This is a genomic window from Bradyrhizobium yuanmingense (genome assembly GCF_900094575.1).
GTDB classification, from domain to species: domain Bacteria; phylum Pseudomonadota; class Alphaproteobacteria; order Rhizobiales; family Xanthobacteraceae; genus Bradyrhizobium; species Bradyrhizobium yuanmingense.
The window spans coordinates 724,902-740,665 of the sequence record NZ_FMAE01000005.1 but is presented as its reverse complement, the minus strand read 5'-3'; the positions used below and the strand labels follow the sequence as shown (position 1 = coordinate 740,665).

Sequence of the window (15,764 nt, the reverse complement as noted above, 5' to 3'; positions counted from 1 at the left end):
CAGCCAGGGAACAGGACATATGGTTCGCGAACAGGAGCTCCGCGAGGGCGAGGTCGCCATCGAGCTGCCGCCGACGCAAGATGCCGGCCTCGTCTTCATCGGCCGGATCCGCACGCCCTGGTCGTCGCGGCTGGAGACGCCGCGGCAGGGACGTCACGACGGTCCGATCTGCCGCCTCGAGATCTTCGAGCCGTTCGTGCCGGCCATCAAGGGCGTCGACTTCTACAGCAACCTCGAAGTGCTCTATTGGCTCGACCGCTCGCGCCGCGACATCGTCCTGCAGAGCCCGAAGAACAACGAGAAGACCCGCGGCACGTTTTCGCTGCGCTCGCCGGTGCGGCCCAATCCGATCGGCACCTCGATCGTCAAGCTGGTCGGCATCGAGGGTAATGCCATCCTGGTGCGCGGCCTCGATTGCATCGACAACACGCCGCTGATCGACATCAAGCCCGACCGCTGCGAGTTCACGCCGCTGGCCGCGCCGCAGACGGGCGATTTCGAGACGGAGTGATCCGTCACTCCGGGGCGACGCGAAGCGTCGAGCCCGGAATCCATCGGGCAGCAATGACGGTGGTGAAATGGATTCCGGGTTCGCGCCAAGAGGCGCGCCCCGGAATGACGAGTTGATAAGAGTTACACTGCCTTCAACGCCGCCATCAGCTTCGCCGCGTGCTCTTGCAGCACCTTGTCGTCTTCCTTGCGGCTCGCAGGCGGCAGCATGGCGACGCCGTCGTGGCGCGGCATCACGTGCATGTGCAGGTGAAACACCACCTGTCCGCCGGCAGGCTCGTTGAACTGCTGCACTGTGATGCCGTCGGCATTGAACGCCTTCATTGCGGCGGCCGCGATCTTGTGCGCGCCTCGGGCGACATGGGCGTAATCGTCGGGCTTGATGTCGAGGATGTTGCGGGCAGGAGCCTTCGGGATCACCAGCGTGTGACCGGGCACGCGCGGCATGATGTCGAGGAAGGCGAAGACGTGCTCATCCTCGTAGACCTTGTAGCAGGGCAGCTCGCCGCGCAGGATTTTCGCGAAGATGTTGTTAGTGTCGTAGGCGGTCATGGCGGCGGCTCCTCGAACGATTTGCGCTTACTGTCACCAGCCGTGGCGACGCGTCAAGGCGCCTCGTCGGCCGCTTTGCGGAACGGGCCGAGCTCGGCGAGCTCTCGTCCGGCTTCCGCGACATAGGCGCGCTCGCGCTTGAGGTAATCGTCGATGGCGCGGCGCAGGCCGGGATCGGCGATGAAGTGGGCGGAATGAGTGGTGCGGGGCAGGTAGCCGCGCGCGATCTTGTGCTCGCCCTGCGCGCCGGCCTCGACGTGTTTGAGGCCGCGTTTGATCGCGAAATCGATCGCCTGGTAGTAGCAGACCTCGAAATGCAGGAACGGGTGATGCTCGACCGCGCCCCAGTTGCGGCCGAACAGCGTGTCCGAGCCGATGAAGTTGATCGCGCCCGCGATCCAGCGGCCGTTTCGGCGGGCCATCACCAGCAGCACGTCCTCGCTCATGGACTCGCCGATCAGCGAGAAGAACTCGCGCGTCAGGTACGGCCGGCCCCATTTGCGCGAGCCGGTCTCCATGTAGAATGCGAAGAAGGCATCCCAGGCATCCTCGGTGATGTCCTTGCCGGTGAGCCAGTGAATGGTGACGCCGGCGGCGAGTGCATCGCGCCGCTCGCGCTTGATCGATTTGCGGTGGCGCGAGTTCAGCGTCGCCAGGAAGTCGTCGAAGCTCGCAAAGCCCTCATTGTGCCAGTGGAACTGCTGGTCGGTGCGCTGGAGGAAGCCGTGCTCGGCGAGCAGCTTCCATTCTGACTCCCGCGCGAAGGTGACGTGGACGGAGGAGGCCTTGCTGACGCCGCACAGCGCTATGAGTCCACTCGCCAGCGCCTCGGTGATACGCTCGCGATCGACGCCATCACGCACCAGCAGCCGCGGCCCCGTGGCCGGCGTGAAGGGAACCGAGACCTGGAGCTTCGGGTAGTAGCGCCCGCCGGCGCGCTCATAGGCATCCGCCCAGCCGCGATCGAAGACGTACTCGCCCTGGCTGTGCGATTTCAGATAGCAGGGCACGACGCCAGCCACGCGGCCGCCGAGCCGGGCGACCAGATGCCGGGGTCCCCAGCCAGTCCGGATCGTGGCCGAACCCGATTTCTCGGCCGCAGAGAGAAAGGCGTGGGAGACGAACGGGTTATAGGCGGGTTTTAAGATGCTGGCGGAATCGCCTGGGAGAGCGGATGAGGTTCCCGCGCCATGGCCATTACAAGCTTTGCCCGGATTCGCGCAGGCGTCCCAATCCTCGGGCGAGACTTCGCCGATGGACGGGACGGCCTCGAGCGTGATTTCGGATGATGGCATCGTGCCCAAGATCGTGCATTGCAGCAGCGACTTCAAGGGGTGGAGAAAGCTCGCTCTCGTGCCCCGGACGCAGCGCAGCGCTCCTTCAGCGGGCGCTGCAGAGCCGGGGCCCATGTGGCAGCGCGCTCGTGGAGAGATGGGTCCCGGCTCTGCGCCGCAACGCTGAAGCGTTGCAGCTTGTCCGGGACACGCGAGGTGCTACGGCACGAACCCCTCGAAGATCATCTGGTCCGCATACCGCCCGACCCGGCTCCGCTGCTCCGGGGTGCGGACGGTCCAGCCGAGCAGGGCGCAGCCGAACAGGTTGCGGGCAATCCAGGGGGCGGGGGCCGGGAGGTGGTCGACCTTGAAGGCGACGAAATGCGGCCGGGTTTGCAAGCCGTGGCGCAAGTACAGCATGCTGTCACGCTGCTCTTGGGTGAGGTTGGCCCAGTACTCGTCCTCATAGCTGCGCTGGGCGACGATGCCGCGCGGACGATTGGGCAACAGGTCACGTAGCGCCAGCACCTGGTCGGGATCGAAGGACATGCCGACGGCGGGGCCGTCATACGAGGCCAACACCTCGGCCATCCGCTTCACCAGCTTGCGATCGCCGCCGAAATGGCTCTTCACCTCGATTACCAGGGGCACACGTCCGGCGACCATGGCGCAGAGGTCGGCGAGCGACATCATCCGCTCGTCGGTGTCCTTGAACCTGACGGCCTTCAGCTCGGTCGCGGTCTTTGCGATCACCTCGCCGGTGGCCTCGGTGAGTCGGCCCAGGGCATGGTCGTGATGGACCATGGCCTCGCCGTCGGCCGAGAGCTGGATATCGACCTCGATCGCAAAACTACCAGCAATCGCAGCCTGCACCGCGCCCGGCATGTTCTCGACGATGCCGCGCGAAATGTCATGCAGGCCGCGATGGGCGACCGGCCGCGCTGTCAGCCAATCCGGAGCGCGCATTTGGCGTCAGGCGACCTCGAACACGCCTTCGACCTCGACCGCCGCATCCGCGGGCAGCGAGGCGACGCCGACGGTGGTGCGGGCGTGGCGGCCCTTGTCCCCGAAGGCGGCAACCATCAGGTCGGAGGCGCCGTTGAGCACCTTCGGCCCATCCAGGAAATCCGGGGCCGAGTTGATGAAGCCGCCGAGGCGCACCACGCGTACGACCTTATCGAGATCGCCGAGCGCCGCCTTGACCTGGGCCAACAGGTTGACGGCGCAGCCGCGCGCGGCTGCGGCGCCGTCCTCGATCGAGACGCCGGCGCCCAGCTTGCCCTTGGCGATCAGCTTGCCGGCGGGGTCGAAGCAGACCTGGCCGGAGACGAAGAGGAGGTTGCCCGTGCGCACAAAGGGCACGTAGTTGGCGACGGGGGAGGGGGCCTCGTGCAGCTTGATGCCTTGCTCCGCCAGTTTCTGCTCGACCGTGCCCGCCATGTCCGACCTCGTTGTGCAAAAATCCTTCGCTCCGGCGCGTCCCCTGGATGGCCGGGCGCGCCCTGTTTCGCCCATCGTGCCGCCACATGCAAGCAACCGGAGGGGCTGCATTTTGTTGAGGCAGGCCAGCAGGTTCAACGTGGAGGGGCAATTTACGTGGACGGCCTCAGTTGCGGCGCAATGGAACGGTCATTAAAATGTCGAATCTGCGCTTTCCTCAGGGAACAGACATGGTGCATCTTTTCCGGACTTCGCTCGGTGTGATGGCGCTTGCCGCGGCCGGTGTCGGCCTTGGCGGCGTAGCCGAGGCCGCCAACGGTCCGTTTCTCGCGCACCAGGCGCTGTATGATCTCCGCCTCGTCAAATCGCGCACCAATTCGGTCAATAGCGCCCGCGGCCGGATCCTCTACAATTTCACGGGGAACGCCTGCGAGGGCTATACCTCGGAATTCCGCCAGGTCTCCGAGCTCGACAGCGGCGAGGGCAAGGTCACGCTCAGCGACCTCCGCTCCAATTCCTGGGAGGATGCCGCCGGCAAGAGCTACCGTTTCAAGATCGAGACGCGCATGAACGAGGCGGATGCCGGCCGCGTCGACGGCTCGGCCGAGCGCGACGGCGACCACATCAACGTCAAGCTCAGGCTGCCGGCGCCGAAGACGTTCACGCTCGACGGCAAGATCGTGTTCCCGACCGAGCAGATCCAGCGCATCATCGCCGCCGCGAAGGAAGGCAAATCGCTGCTGGAGCTCTCCGTCTATGACGGCTCCGATGACGGCCAGAAGGTCTACAACACGCTGACCGTGATCGGTCAGCCGATCCCCGCCGACCGCGCCACCTCGTCCGATCCGTCGACTGCGGACGAGCACATGAAGTCGCTCAAGCGCTGGCCAGTCACCGTCAGCTATTTCGACCGCGACGCCCAGCAGAAGGAGGGCGAGCAGACGCCGGTCTATGCGATGGCGTTCGAGCTCTACGAGAACGGCGTCTCGCGCCAGCTCATGCTCGACTACAACGATTTCGTCATCTCCGGCGCCATGGGCAAGTTCGACGTGAAGGACAGCAAGCCCTGTAATTGAGGGCTAGGTCTCTCGTCGCGAGCAGCGTCGTAGGGTGGGCAAAGCGGATCGTGCCCACGCTTTCTCTCGATAATCGTTGATAGATGGTGGGCACGGCGCAAGTGCGCCTTTGCCCACCCTACGAGATCTCTCTTGGTCGCTTCGCTCCTCGCAATGACGGGGCTAGCTCTCGTCACACTCTCCCGCTACGCTCCCTCGCAACCACAAATTCGGGGAGCCAGCCCATGCCGAAGCTCGACCATCTCCGCCCCAGCGGCCTACATCACAATCCAGCCTATTCCCACGTCGTCACCGCGACGGGTGCGCGCACGATCTACATTTCCGGCCAGGTCTCGACCGACGAGGAGGGGCGGATTGTCGGCGAGGGCGATATCGCCGCGCAGACGACGCAGGTGATGCAGAATCTCGGCCTCGCGCTGAAGGCCGCGGGGGCGAGCTATTCCAACATCGTCAAGATCACGACCTTCGTGGTGAACTACAAGCCGGAGCTGCGGCCCATCATCGGCAAGGCCCGCTCGGCCTTCTTCGAAGGCATGGAGCCGCCAGCCTCGACGCTCGTCGGCGTCTCCGCGCTCGCTGCGCCGGAATGGCTGATCGAGATCGAGGCGGTCGCAGTCGCCGATTGACGTGACCGTAGGATGGGTTTCGCTGCGCTCTACCCATCCTACTTGGCTGCGGATATCTCGCGCAGAACGGCTATCGCCTCATCCGCACGGTCAACGGGTACGAAGAGATGGTCGTGGTGGAACGCCGACACGGCATTCACGCTGATGCCGGCGTCGGCGAGGCGCGCCGTGATTGCCGCCAGGAAGCCGACCGCATCGAGCGCGGAGTGAACAGTGAGCGTGATCAGGCGTGAGGCGAATTCGTAGCGCAGTCCTGCGCGTTCGGCATCCTCCAGCGGTGCTACGACCGTTGTGCCCTCCGGCTCGCGGAAGATCAGGAGCGGATCGACTGCTGCGGGAATAGTCTCGTCTGCCGCGATCGTGCAAAATACGAAGGTGCCCGGTCGCAGCTCCGGCTTCATCAGTCTCAGCAGCGCATTGAGATCGCGTTCACCCGTCATCACTCCTGCGCCTTCTCCGGGCCCTCATAGGCAATGCCGCGGATCACCGCGGCGCTGCCGAACTTCTTGCGCAGGCTGTCGACCGCGCGTTCGGCGTGGGCGGCGCGGCGGTCGAGCATGTCGGTGTCATCGACCGCCGAGCCCTCGCGCAGCGCGCTGACGCCGGCGCCCATCAGGCGGAAGGCGGTGCCGTCGATTTCCTTGGCCAGCATCTCGCGGCAGATCGAGAAGATCTTCGCGGCCAGCTGCGTCGGGGCGGCGATCGATTGCGAGCGCGTGCGCTGGCGGAAATCGGCGGTCTTCAACTTCAGCGTCACGGTGGAGCCGGCGAGCTCGCTGCTCTTCAGGCGCGACGACGTCTTCTCGCAGAGTCGCCACAGGATCTTCTCCAGCGTCGCGAAATCGCGGATGTCGGTCTCGAACGTCGTCTCGCTTGAAATGGTCTTGGCGCCGCGGTCAGGCTCGACGCGGCGGTCGTCGATGCCGCGTGCGAGCCGCCACAGCCTGCGGCCCTCGCTCGGAAACTGCCGCATCATCTCGATCTCGTCGGCCTTCTGCAGATCGGCGATGATGCGGAAGCCGCGCTGCACCAGGCGTTCCTGCGTCGCGGGACCGACGCCGAAGATGAAGCCGACCGGCTTTTCCGCCAGCATCAACCGCGCTTCCTCCTGGTCGAGCGCGGCAAAGCCTCTGGGCTTGTCGAGGTCGGAGGCGATCTTGGCCAGGAACTTGTTGCAGGACAGGCCGACCGAGACGGTGATGCCGATGTCGCGCTCGACGTCGCGGGCAAAGCGCGCCAGCACCTTGGCGGGGATCATGCCGTGCACCCGCTCGGTGCCGGAGAGATCGAGGAAGGCCTCGTCGATCGAGAGCGGCTCGACCAGCGGCGTCAGCGCCTGCATGGCCTGGCGGACCTCGCGGCCGACCCGGACGTACTTTGCCATGTCCGGGCGGATCACGGTCGCATGCGGGCAGGCTTCCAGTGCCTTGAACATCGGCATCGCCGAGCGAACGCCATAGGTGCGCGCGATGTAGCAGGCCGCCGACACCACGCCGCGCTTGCCCCCGCCGATGATGACGGGCTTGTCGGCGATGTCAGGGTTGTCGCGCTTCTCGACCGTCGCGTAGAAGGCGTCGCAGTCGATATGGGCAATCGTCAGGCCGGCGAGCGAGCGGTGGCGGACGAGGCGGGGGGAACCGCAGGCCGTGCAGCGCCGCACGCCCAGGTTCTGTACGCCCATGTCGAGGTCGGCCAGACAATCCCGGCAGAAGCAGCGGGGCCCGGCCGGCTCTGGGACGCTCACGGCACGTCGCGCTCCCAGGAGGGGTCACCGAGCGCATCGCCGAGGACCTGCCGCGCCGCGGCAACGTTGGTCGGGTGCAGTTCCGCCACCTTGGCAAAGGCCTTCACCGTGGCATCGTCCCGCATCACGAAATCGAGCACGCTGAGGAGGAAATTCGGGTCCGCGGCGGCGTTGCGCAGGGTCTCCGGACCGACCCCCGTCTCGGCCAGGAACAGGCCCAGCCGCTCAGGCTCGCCCGCGACGAAGGACAGGGCCTGAATCGCAACGATTTCAGCGACTTCGCGGGGGTTGTGAACAGGCTTTTTCACGGGGACGGTTTGCCTTTCCGTTAACTTTCGGTCTCTAATTTGGAATCATCATGCCCGAGTCTCGTGCTCAAGTCTTCCGGCCCCGGACAAGCAACTGGAAACCACATCGCAGAAAGTGGACCCTCGGGTTTAACGAAACTCAAGCGAATCTGAGGCTAGTTTGAATCCAGTTTTCGAAACGCCGGGAAGCGGCGTCTGAGGCGTCACATGTACCGGTCCTTCGGACCAATCAGGAGGGCGGGATGGCTAAGACCGTCCTGATCGTGGAAGACAACGAGCTCAACATGAAGCTCTTCCGCGACCTGTTGGAGGCGCACGGGTACCAGACCTCCGGCACCAGCAACGGCTACGAGGCGCTCGACCTCGTGCGCAAGATGCGGCCCGACCTCGTGCTGATGGACATCCAGCTGCCGCAGGTCTCCGGCCTCGAGGTGACGCGCTGGATCAAGGACGATCCGGAGCTGCGCGCCATTCCAGTCGTCGCGGTCACGGCGTTCGCGATGAAGGGCGACGAAGAGCGCATCCGCGAGGGCGGCTGCGAAGCCTATTTGTCCAAGCCGATCTCGGTCGGCAAATTCATTGAGACGGTCCGGCGTTTTATCGGATAGGAAGTGAGTTCACAGTGTCCGCGCGTATCCTGGTCGTCGACGACGTCCCCGCCAACGTCAAGCTGTTAGAGGCCCGCCTTTCCGCCGAATATTTCGACGTGATGACCGCCGCGAACGGCACCGAGGCGCTCGCGATCTCAAGGCGCGCCGAATGCGACATCATCCTGCTCGACGTGATGATGCCCGACATGGACGGCTTCGAGGTCTGCCGCCGCCTCAAGACCGATCCGGCCACGCACCACATTCCCGTCGTGATGGTCACCGCGCTCGACAGCCCCGCCGACCGCAATCGCGGGCTCGAGGCCGGTGCCGACGACTTCCTGACCAAACCCGTCTCCGACGTCGTGCTGATCGCGCGGGTGCGCTCGCTGACGCGGCTGAAGATGATGACGGATGAGCTGCGCATGCGCGCCATCACCTCGCTCGAGATCGGCATGCAGGCGCCCGAGCGCAGTGCGATCGCCGACACCGGCAAGGGCGGCCGCATCCTCCTGGTCGACGACCGCCAGTCCTCCTACGAGCGGCTGGCGACGATCCTCGCTGCCGAGCACACCATCGACGTCGAGCCGAACCCGACGGAGGCGCTATTCCACGCCGCCGAAGGCAATTACGACCTCCTGATCGTCTCGCTCGACCTCAACAATTTCGACGGCCTGCGCCTGTGCAGCCAGGCGCGCTCGTTGGAGCGCACGCGCCATGTGCCGATCCTGGCGATCGCCGACCCCGAGAACTCGACACGGCTGCTGCGCGGCCTCGAGATCGGCGTCAACGACTACCTGCTGCGCCCGATTGACAAGACCGAGCTCTTGGCGCGCGCCCGCACCCAGATCCGCCGCCGCCGCTACACCGATCATTTGCGCGACAATGTGCAGAACTCGATCGAGATGGCGATCACCGACGCGCTGACCGGCCTGCACAATCGCCGCTACATGGAGAGCCATCTGGCAACGCTCGCCGAACAGGCTGCGACCCGCGGCAAGCCGCTGGCGCTGATGATCCTGGACATCGACTATTTCAAGTCGATCAACGACAATTACGGCCACGATGCCGGCGACGACGTGCTGCGCGAGTTCGCGGTGCGCGTGCGCAAATCGATCCGCGGCATTGATCTCGCCTGCCGCTACGGCGGCGAGGAATTCGTCATCGTGATGCCCGAGACCGATCTCCATGTTGCCGGCATGGTCGCCGAGCGCCTGCGCCGCTCGATAGCGGGTGAGCCCTTCGCGATCCACAAGGGGGCCAAGCGCATCGAGGTCACGATCTCGATCGGCCTCACCACGCTCGAGCGAAAGGGCGAGGCGGTGGCCGACGTCCTCAAGCGCGCCGACACCGCGCTCTACCGCGCCAAGCACGACGGCCGCAATCGCGTGGTCTCGCAGGCGGCGTGAGGGCCGTCCGCGCAAAGTTGCGAAAACAACCCCATGCACAGTAGCCGGTGCGAGCGGGATCAATGGGTTACGCGGGTGGCGAGATGGCTTGCGCCGGCGGCAGCGTCATTTGACCCGTCGGGCAAAACAGGAGCATATTGGTAGGGTCGCGAAATGGTCCTGACGGGTAGTCAGGCGCCCGCGCTTTCTCCACAAATTCCGGTGTCATTCCCCGCCTTGTGCGCAGTCGCGCGCTGGAGCGGGGAATCCAGTACGCCGCAGCTTCTCGGGTCTAGCCTCACTATCTCTGGAATACTGGATCACCCGCTTTCGCGGGTGATGACAGCGAGCGATCAGGCGACAGCGGTTAGTCTGGAGCGCACTCGCTCCGTTTCTCCGCCGGGTTCGCATCCTCGCCCACATCCACCCCCGCATTCCGCAGCAGCACCTTCGCCGCTTCCTTCGCGGCTCTGGCCATCGCCGGATCATCGCGCACGAGGTCCTGCGCGATGGAGCCGTCGACCAGCAGCACGAGCTGCGTCGCGAGCGCGTCCGCTTCGGCAACGCCGAGCTCGGTCAGGCGGTCGCGAAACCAGAGGCGGCGGCTTTCCTTGAAGGCGATCGCGATCTTCTTCACGGCGCGGTCGCCGGGGCCGAGCTCGGCGACCGCATTGACGAATGGGCAGCCGCGAAAGTCTTTCGCCGCGAAGCGCCGCTCCAGCGAATCGAACGTCGCGAGGATCTGCTCGGCGGGCGGCTTGTCGGAGGGGCGTGCGCTGACGAAGCGGCGCTCGAGATAGGCCGCGATCAGCGCGTCCTTGGACGGGAAGTGATTGTAGAGCGTGCGCTTACTGATGCCGACCTCGGCCGCGATGGTGTCGACGCCGATGGCGCGAATGCCTTGCAGATAGAACAGCTTGTCGGCGGTCTGAAGGATCCGCTCTTTCATCGTCTGTGGGGCAGGCGGGGGAGCCATGCGGAGCTAAGCGTCCTGTTCGCTTGACAGCCGCTTCCATCTATAGCCTAAGTGCACAGGTCTGTGTACCCAAAAACATCGGCAAAAGCAGACGACGGCACGCGTGCCGCGCCCAAAAGGGAGAAGAAAAATGCCCCTGCTGCAGGTTCTGCGTCCCACCTTGCCGATCCTGATCGGCGCCTCGATCATGCTGACCTTGAGCATGGGGCTGCGGCAGTCGCTCGGTATCTTCATGCAGCCGCTGACGCGCGACATCCACATTTCGATCTCGGATTTCACGCTTGCACTGGCCGTGCAAAACCTCGCCTGGGGCTTCCTACAGCCGCCCGCCGGTGCACTCACCGTGCGCTACGGCTTCCGACCGATCATGATCGCGGGCGCGCTGATGTACATCGCGGGCCTCGCGCTGATGGCAACGGCGAATGGGCTTCTCAGCATCATGATCGGCGCCGGCGTGCTGATCGGGACCTCGCTCGCCTGCACCGCGGCGGCGATCGCGATGTCGGTGGCGGCACGTGCGGTGCCGGAGACGGTGCGCTCGACCGTGCTCGGCATCGTCTCCGGCGCGGGCTCGCTCGGCGCGCTACTTTCGGCGCCGATCGGACAGATGCTCAACGAGGGCTTTGGCTGGCGCGTCGGGCTCGCGGGCTTCGTCATCATGTCGGTGCTGATGATCCCTGCGGCCTGGTATGCCGGGCGCGTCGACAAGATTCCGTTGCCGAAGCCGGCGGCCGACGAGATCGATGATGCCACGGCTGCAGCCGCGGCGAGGACCGCGTTCGGCAATGCCTCCTTCGTGGTGATGACCTGCGCCTATCTCGTCTGCGGCATGCAGCTCGTGTTCCTCACCACGCACCTGCCGTCATATCTCGCGATCTGCGGCCTCGATCCGATGTTGAGCGCACAGACGCTCGGCATGATCGGCGGCTTCAACGTGCTGGGCTCGCTGTTCTTCGGCTGGGCCGGCCAACGCTGGAACAAGCTGGCGCTCTTGGGCGGGATCTACATCCTGCGCTCGCTCGCACTCGCCTGGTACTTCATGCTGCCGGCAAGCCCGTTCTCGACGCTGCTGTTCGGCGCGATCATGGGCTTTCTGTGGATGGGCGTCGGCCCGCTCGTCGCGGGCGCGGTCGCCGAGATGTTCGGCCTGCGCTGGCAGGCGATGATCCAGGGCCTCGCCTTCATGAGCCACCAGATCGGCAGCTTCCTCGGCGCTTACGGAGGCGGGCTGCTCTACGACGCGCTCGGCTCCTACACCATGGCCTGGCGCATCGGTGTCGCGCTCGGCCTTGCCGGCGGCATCGTGCAGGTCGCGTTCGCGCTTGTCAGGCCGTCGCAGCCGCCCACGCCAGTGCTGCGGACAGCGTAGGGCGGGGCGGGTGGTCGTTTTCCTTGGCCTTGCACCGCTGCCGTTCTCACAAATTTGCATTTGCCTCAAAGCGCTCGGTTGCTGACGTGCGAGAGAACTTTTCGTCGACTCGGCAGGCGGTCGTTCATGGGCTTGCCAATTTCGCGTTTGGGTCGTGTCAGGCTGTGGTCAGCCTTCTCAGATTGAAAATGGGCTTGAGTTGCAGAGTGTTAGCCAGTTCATAATCCTAATCGCGCCGGCCAGCTTAAGCTTTCGAGACAACCGCTCGGGAGGCAACGATGACGCCCGGCTGGCTCATTTTCCCTGCGACTATCGCCTGTGTCTACTTCCTGGTCATTGTGAGTTTGATCATGCTTGGCGCTTGGTAGGCGGCTGAGGGAAGAGAATCTTGAAAGAGCGCGCTCAAGATTCGCCCATAGACCGACGCGAACTCATGTCGGTCGGAATTCGATCGGGTGCGGCCATGGATTGCGCGAATTGCGGCAGAGTCAACCCGGAGGGAACGAAGGTCTGCGGCGATTGCGGCGCGCCGCTGTTCTTTCGCTGCCCTGCGTGCGGGGGCGACAATCCGACAGGCAAGAACTTCTGTGGCGACTGCGGTGCCGCGCTCACGCCGACCGTACCGCCGCAAATGACGAGAGGGGCCGGCGCAGCGACGTCCATCGTGCCACCGGTCACGGAGCGCGCAGGCTTGTTGGCCGCACCAAGTTCTTCCGCCGAGCGTCGTCAGCTCACAGTGATGTTCTGCGATCTCGTCGGCTCGACTGCACTTGCGACAAAGCTCGATCCGGAAGATCTACGGGACATAATTGCTGAGTACCGCGATAGCGTAGCGGCGGTCGTCCGCAAATACGGTGGCACCGTCAGCCGTTACATCGGCGATGGCATGCTCATACTATTCGGTCATCCTTCAGCGCATGAGGACGATGCCGAACGCGCAGTGCGCGCTGCGCTTGAGATCGCCGCGACCAGGCACGCGCCGGGAGCCCCAGCCGAGTTCGAGCTGCGGGTTCGTCTTGGGCTCGCGACTGGCCTCGTCGTCGTAGGTGACCTTATCGGCAGCGAAGCGGCGGAGGCGCAGGCCGTGCTTGGCGAGACGCCGAACCTTGCCGCTCGACTGCAAGCGCTCGCCGAACCGGATGGGGTAGTCATCCCTGAGGACACGCGGCGGCTCATCGGCGGGCTCTTTGACTACGAGAATCTCGGCGCCGTGACGCTGAAGGGCTTCGCCGCACCGGTGCAAGCCTGGCGGGTGCTTCGTGAGGGAACAGCGGAGAGCCGGTTCGAGGCGTTGCACCCTTCGGTCCTCGCCCCGCTGGTTGGGCGTGAGGAAGACCTCGCGCGGTTGGAGCGGAGCTGGCGCCATGCGCGGGCGGGTACCGGTCAAGTCATGCTGCTTGTCGGCGAGGCGGGGATCGGCAAGTCGCGCCTCGTTGCGGCTCTTCAGGAGCGTATCGAGCGAGAGCCGCACACCTGCTTGCGCTACTTCTGCTCGCCTCATCATCAGGAAAGCGCGCTTTACCCCTTCATCGCACAACTCCAGCGAGCGGCTGGCTTCGATCGTGAGGACACACCGACGACCAAGCTCGACAAACTTCGAGCGCTCCTGTCGCCTGCATTGTCGCCCAACGAGGACGCGGCGATCCTGGCCGAGTTTCTGTCGATCCCCAACGATAATCTATACTTACCGGTTACGAGTACGCCGCAACAAAAGAAGGAGAGAAGCTTCGCCGCTCTGGTTCGCCAGCTTGAAGCTCTCGCGCAAAGACGTCCAATCATGATCGTGTTCGAGGACATGCAATGGATCGATCCAAGCTCGCGCGAGCTGCTGGACCGAACCGTCGATCGCGTAGCAAGCCTGCCGGTTTTGGTCTTGATCACCTACCGTCCCGAGTTCCAGTTAGTATGGACCGGAAAGCCGCATGTCAGCTTGCTCGTGCTGAACCGGCTCGACCAGAATGCGGGCGCTGCGCTCATCCGGAGCGTGGCAGGTGGCCAGACGCTGCCGACCGAAATCGTCAATGAAATTGCTGAACGTACGGATGGTGTGCCGCTGTTCGTTGAGGAGTTGACCAAAGCGGTGCTCGAAACAAGCCCCCAGAGTATCGCGCGAGCGATCTCCTTCGCGCCGCTGCCCGGACTTGCCGTACCGGCCACGCTACATGCTTCGTTGATGGCGCGGCTCGACCGGATTGGGCCGATCGCCAAGGAGGTGGCACAAATCGGCGCAGCTATTGGCCGCGAGTTCTCCTATGATCTGCTGGCCTCGGTCGCACAGCGGTGCGACAACGAGTTGCGGGCGGCGCTTGACCGGCTGGTCAACACCGGCCTCGTGTTTGGGAGTGTCGAGCCGCCCGACGCCAATTTCTTGTTCAAACATGCACTGGTCCAGGATGCGGCATACGGCACAATGTTGCGCGGCCAACGCCGCGAGCTGCACGCTCGGATCGCTGGCGCACTCGAGGAGAGGCTCGCTAGAGGCATCCAAGAGCAGCCGGAAATCCTCGCCCACCACTGCGGACATGCGGGCTTGGCCGAAAAGGCGATTTCCTATTGGCAGGAGGCTGGTGAGCGTTCAAAGGCTCGATCGGCAATGACAGAAGCAATCGCGCAGATGCGAAAGGCGCTTGATTTGCTATCTCAACTGCCGGATGCTCCCGGGCGCCAGCGCACCGAAACTGAACTTCAACTCGCGCTCGGCGGTGCACTGATCGCCGCGAAGGGCCACGCGGCCGAAGAGACCGGCAGGGCCTACGCCCGGGCGCGTTGCCTCTGCGAGGCACTCAACGACACGCCGAATCTGCTCAAGGCACTCTGGGGCGAGTTCGTGCATTATCACGTCCGTGGTGAAACGGACCGATCGCATCGCATCGCCGAGAATCTGCTCGATTTGGCCGGGCGACAGAACGATGCGGCCATTCTTGTCGCCGGTCATCGGGCAGTCGGCGATAGCTGGCTTCATCGCGGACAATTGGCCTTGGCGCGCACCCATCTCGAGCGGGGGCTCGCCCTTTACGATCCGGCGCAGCAGCGCTCTCTGACGGCCCTGTTCGCAGAAAACGCCCGCGTGGCGATGCTTTCGTTCCTTTCGCTTACGTGTGGCCTTCTTGGCTTCGCCGATCAGGCGCGCGTGCAGAGCAGTGACGCTCTGGCAGAGGCCCGCGATTCGTCGCACCCGATCAGCCTCGCATTCGCGCTGAGCGTTGCCTGCCGGTTGCATTTCGTGCTCGAAGACGCGGGCATGGTTGGGCAACGGGCGGACGAGCTGGTTGCGCTCACCACCGAGCAGCGCTTTGCCTTCTTTCTCGCGATGGGGACGGCATATCGCGGCTGGACGCTGGCCGAAGCCGGCGACCCCGAGGCCGGGGTGGACTTACTGCGGCGCGGCATCGAGGGATTCCAGGCGTCCGGCGCAGCATGGACTCTTCCGTTCTACCTTGCGCAGCTCGCAGCAGCCGAGGCAAAGAGAGCACGATATGAAACGGGGCTCGGCCAACTCTCCGACGCCTTGGCACTAACCCAGAAATCGGGGGTGCGGTGGTTCGAGGCCGAGCTGCATCGGCGCCGAGGCGAGTTGATGCTAAGGGCTCGGCCAGGCGCGGAGGCCGATGCGGAGGCCGAGTTTCGCCACGCCATTGCGATTGCTCACCAGCAGGAGGCGAAACTCTGGGAACTTCGCTCCGCCGTCAGTCTCGCCCGGCTCTGGCGTGATCAGGACAGGGGTGATGAAGCACGCGGTCTTCTCGCGCCGGTCTACGGTTGGTTCAGCGAGGGCTTCGACGTTCGCGACTTGAAGGAAAGCAAGGCGCTGCTGGAAGAACTCTGAGTGTAACGTGGAGCTTGTCGTAAGCGCGCTCCATTGGAGCTCCGTAACGTTCTCGGGTTTCGCGACTCCGCTGCACCCTAAAGAAACG

General features: G+C 64.7%; 15 protein-coding genes. 7 read left to right on the top strand and 8 right to left on the bottom strand.

The window, feature by feature from the left end; translation table 11 throughout:
* Positions 1-19: 19 nt before the first annotated feature.
* Complete coding sequence (gene tsaA / locus GA0061099_RS20950) at positions 20-511, top strand: tRNA (N6-threonylcarbamoyladenosine(37)-N6)-methyltransferase TrmO (protein ID WP_036025594.1); 492 nt, start codon at positions 20-22, stop codon at positions 509-511.
* A 122-nt stretch (positions 512-633) separates the two neighbouring features.
* On the opposite strand, the gene GA0061099_RS20945 is transcribed toward tsaA, so the two are convergent.
* The 4 genes from GA0061099_RS20945 to GA0061099_RS20930 form a co-directional block, all read right to left on the bottom strand.
* Positions 634-1,062, bottom strand: a complete 429-nt coding sequence (locus GA0061099_RS20945; RefSeq protein WP_036025591.1) for an HIT family protein — start codon at positions 1,060-1,062, stop codon at positions 634-636.
* A 53-nt stretch (positions 1,063-1,115) separates the two neighbouring features.
* Positions 1,116-2,357, bottom strand: a complete 1,242-nt coding sequence (locus tag GA0061099_RS20940) for a GNAT family N-acetyltransferase (RefSeq protein ID WP_036015190.1) — start codon at positions 2,355-2,357, stop codon at positions 1,116-1,118.
* Positions 2,358-2,555: 198 nt separating this feature from the next.
* The gene (locus tag GA0061099_RS20935) at positions 2,556-3,302 is read right to left on the bottom strand and encodes a glycerophosphodiester phosphodiesterase (protein ID WP_036025588.1); all 747 of its coding nucleotides are present in this window, start codon (positions 3,300-3,302) and stop codon (positions 2,556-2,558) included.
* Positions 3,303-3,308: 6 nt separating this feature from the next.
* Positions 3,309-3,776, bottom strand: coding sequence for a RidA family protein (locus tag GA0061099_RS20930; protein ID WP_036015166.1), 468 nt, complete (start codon positions 3,774-3,776; stop codon positions 3,309-3,311).
* Positions 3,777-4,006: 230 nt separating this feature from the next.
* On the opposite strand from GA0061099_RS20930, the gene GA0061099_RS20925 reads away from it, so the two are divergent.
* Together GA0061099_RS20925 and GA0061099_RS20920 are read left to right on the top strand one after the other, a co-directional pair.
* The gene (locus tag GA0061099_RS20925) at positions 4,007-4,852 is read left to right on the top strand and encodes a cell envelope integrity EipB family protein (protein WP_036025587.1); all 846 of its coding nucleotides are present in this window, start codon (positions 4,007-4,009) and stop codon (positions 4,850-4,852) included.
* A 224-nt stretch (positions 4,853-5,076) separates the two neighbouring features.
* Positions 5,077-5,478: a RidA family protein gene (locus GA0061099_RS20920; RefSeq protein WP_018646938.1), complete on the top strand. Its 402-nt coding sequence runs from the start codon at positions 5,077-5,079 to the stop codon at positions 5,476-5,478.
* A 38-nt stretch (positions 5,479-5,516) separates the two neighbouring features.
* Here the strand turns inward: GA0061099_RS20920 and GA0061099_RS20915 are convergent, their stop codons facing one another.
* The 3 genes from GA0061099_RS20915 to GA0061099_RS20905 are packed head-to-tail and all read right to left on the bottom strand — an operon-like array spanning position 5,517 to position 7,530.
* A complete protein-coding gene (locus GA0061099_RS20915; RefSeq protein ID WP_036025585.1) occupies positions 5,517-5,918 on the bottom strand; it encodes an ACT domain-containing protein in 402 nt (133 codons plus the stop codon).
* On the bottom strand, positions 5,918-7,222 hold the full coding sequence (locus GA0061099_RS20910) for a DNA polymerase IV (protein ID WP_036025584.1): 1,305 nt from the start codon (positions 7,220-7,222) through the stop codon (positions 5,918-5,920). The genes GA0061099_RS20915 and GA0061099_RS20910 overlap by 1 nt, the downstream gene beginning before the upstream one ends.
* The gene (locus tag GA0061099_RS20905) at positions 7,219-7,530 is read right to left on the bottom strand and encodes a DUF3572 domain-containing protein (RefSeq protein WP_036015155.1); all 312 of its coding nucleotides are present in this window, start codon (positions 7,528-7,530) and stop codon (positions 7,219-7,221) included. Before GA0061099_RS20905 ends, GA0061099_RS20910 begins: the two co-directional genes overlap by 4 nt.
* A gap of 242 nt (positions 7,531-7,772) precedes the next feature.
* Between GA0061099_RS20905 and GA0061099_RS20900 the strand changes: the two genes are divergently transcribed.
* Positions 7,773-8,138 (top strand): response regulator, encoded by a 366-nt coding sequence (locus GA0061099_RS20900; protein WP_008566616.1) that lies wholly within the window; start codon positions 7,773-7,775, stop codon positions 8,136-8,138.
* A 14-nt stretch (positions 8,139-8,152) separates the two neighbouring features.
* Complete coding sequence (locus GA0061099_RS20895) at positions 8,153-9,526, top strand: PleD family two-component system response regulator (RefSeq protein WP_036025582.1); 1,374 nt, start codon at positions 8,153-8,155, stop codon at positions 9,524-9,526.
* A gap of 346 nt (positions 9,527-9,872) precedes the next feature.
* Here the strand turns inward: GA0061099_RS20895 and GA0061099_RS20890 are convergent, their stop codons facing one another.
* Entirely contained in the window at positions 9,873-10,481 is a 609-nt protein-coding gene (locus GA0061099_RS20890; protein WP_036025579.1) for a TetR/AcrR family transcriptional regulator, read from the bottom strand.
* Between the two features lie 130 nt (positions 10,482-10,611).
* Between GA0061099_RS20890 and GA0061099_RS20885 the strand changes: the two genes are divergently transcribed.
* Together GA0061099_RS20885 and GA0061099_RS20880 are read left to right on the top strand one after the other, a co-directional pair.
* The gene (locus GA0061099_RS20885) at positions 10,612-11,850 is read left to right on the top strand and encodes an MFS transporter (RefSeq protein ID WP_036025577.1); all 1,239 of its coding nucleotides are present in this window, start codon (positions 10,612-10,614) and stop codon (positions 11,848-11,850) included.
* A 388-nt stretch (positions 11,851-12,238) separates the two neighbouring features.
* Entirely contained in the window at positions 12,239-15,676 is a 3,438-nt protein-coding gene (locus GA0061099_RS20880; RefSeq protein ID WP_141697653.1) for an adenylate/guanylate cyclase domain-containing protein, read from the top strand.
* The last annotated feature ends 88 nt before the right edge of the window (positions 15,677-15,764 follow it).

Bases quoted from the DNA above. Each gene is read 5' to 3' on its own strand.
- GA0061099_RS20925 (WP_036025587.1), top strand. From the start codon at position 4,007: ATGGTGCATCTTTTCCGGACTTCGCTCGGTGTGATGGCGCTTGCCGCG.
- tsaA (WP_036025594.1), top strand. From the start codon at position 20: ATGGTTCGCGAACAGGAGCTCCGCGAGGGCGAGGTCGCCATCGAGCTG.
- GA0061099_RS20930 (WP_036015166.1), bottom strand. From the start codon at position 3,776: ATGGCGGGCACGGTCGAGCAGAAACTGGCGGAGCAAGGCATCAAGCTG.
- GA0061099_RS20920 (WP_018646938.1), top strand. From the start codon at position 5,077: ATGCCGAAGCTCGACCATCTCCGCCCCAGCGGCCTACATCACAATCCA.
- GA0061099_RS20940 (WP_036015190.1), bottom strand. From the start codon at position 2,357: ATGCCATCATCCGAAATCACGCTCGAGGCCGTCCCGTCCATCGGCGAA.
- GA0061099_RS20945 (WP_036025591.1), bottom strand. From the start codon at position 1,062: ATGACCGCCTACGACACTAACAACATCTTCGCGAAAATCCTGCGCGGC.
- GA0061099_RS20935 (WP_036025588.1), bottom strand. From the start codon at position 3,302: ATGCGCGCTCCGGATTGGCTGACAGCGCGGCCGGTCGCCCATCGCGGC.
- GA0061099_RS20890 (WP_036025579.1), bottom strand. From the start codon at position 10,481: ATGGCTCCCCCGCCTGCCCCACAGACGATGAAAGAGCGGATCCTTCAG.
- GA0061099_RS20915 (WP_036025585.1), bottom strand. From the start codon at position 5,918: ATGACGGGTGAACGCGATCTCAATGCGCTGCTGAGACTGATGAAGCCG.
- GA0061099_RS20900 (WP_008566616.1), top strand. From the start codon at position 7,773: ATGGCTAAGACCGTCCTGATCGTGGAAGACAACGAGCTCAACATGAAG.
- GA0061099_RS20885 (WP_036025577.1), top strand. From the start codon at position 10,612: ATGCCCCTGCTGCAGGTTCTGCGTCCCACCTTGCCGATCCTGATCGGC.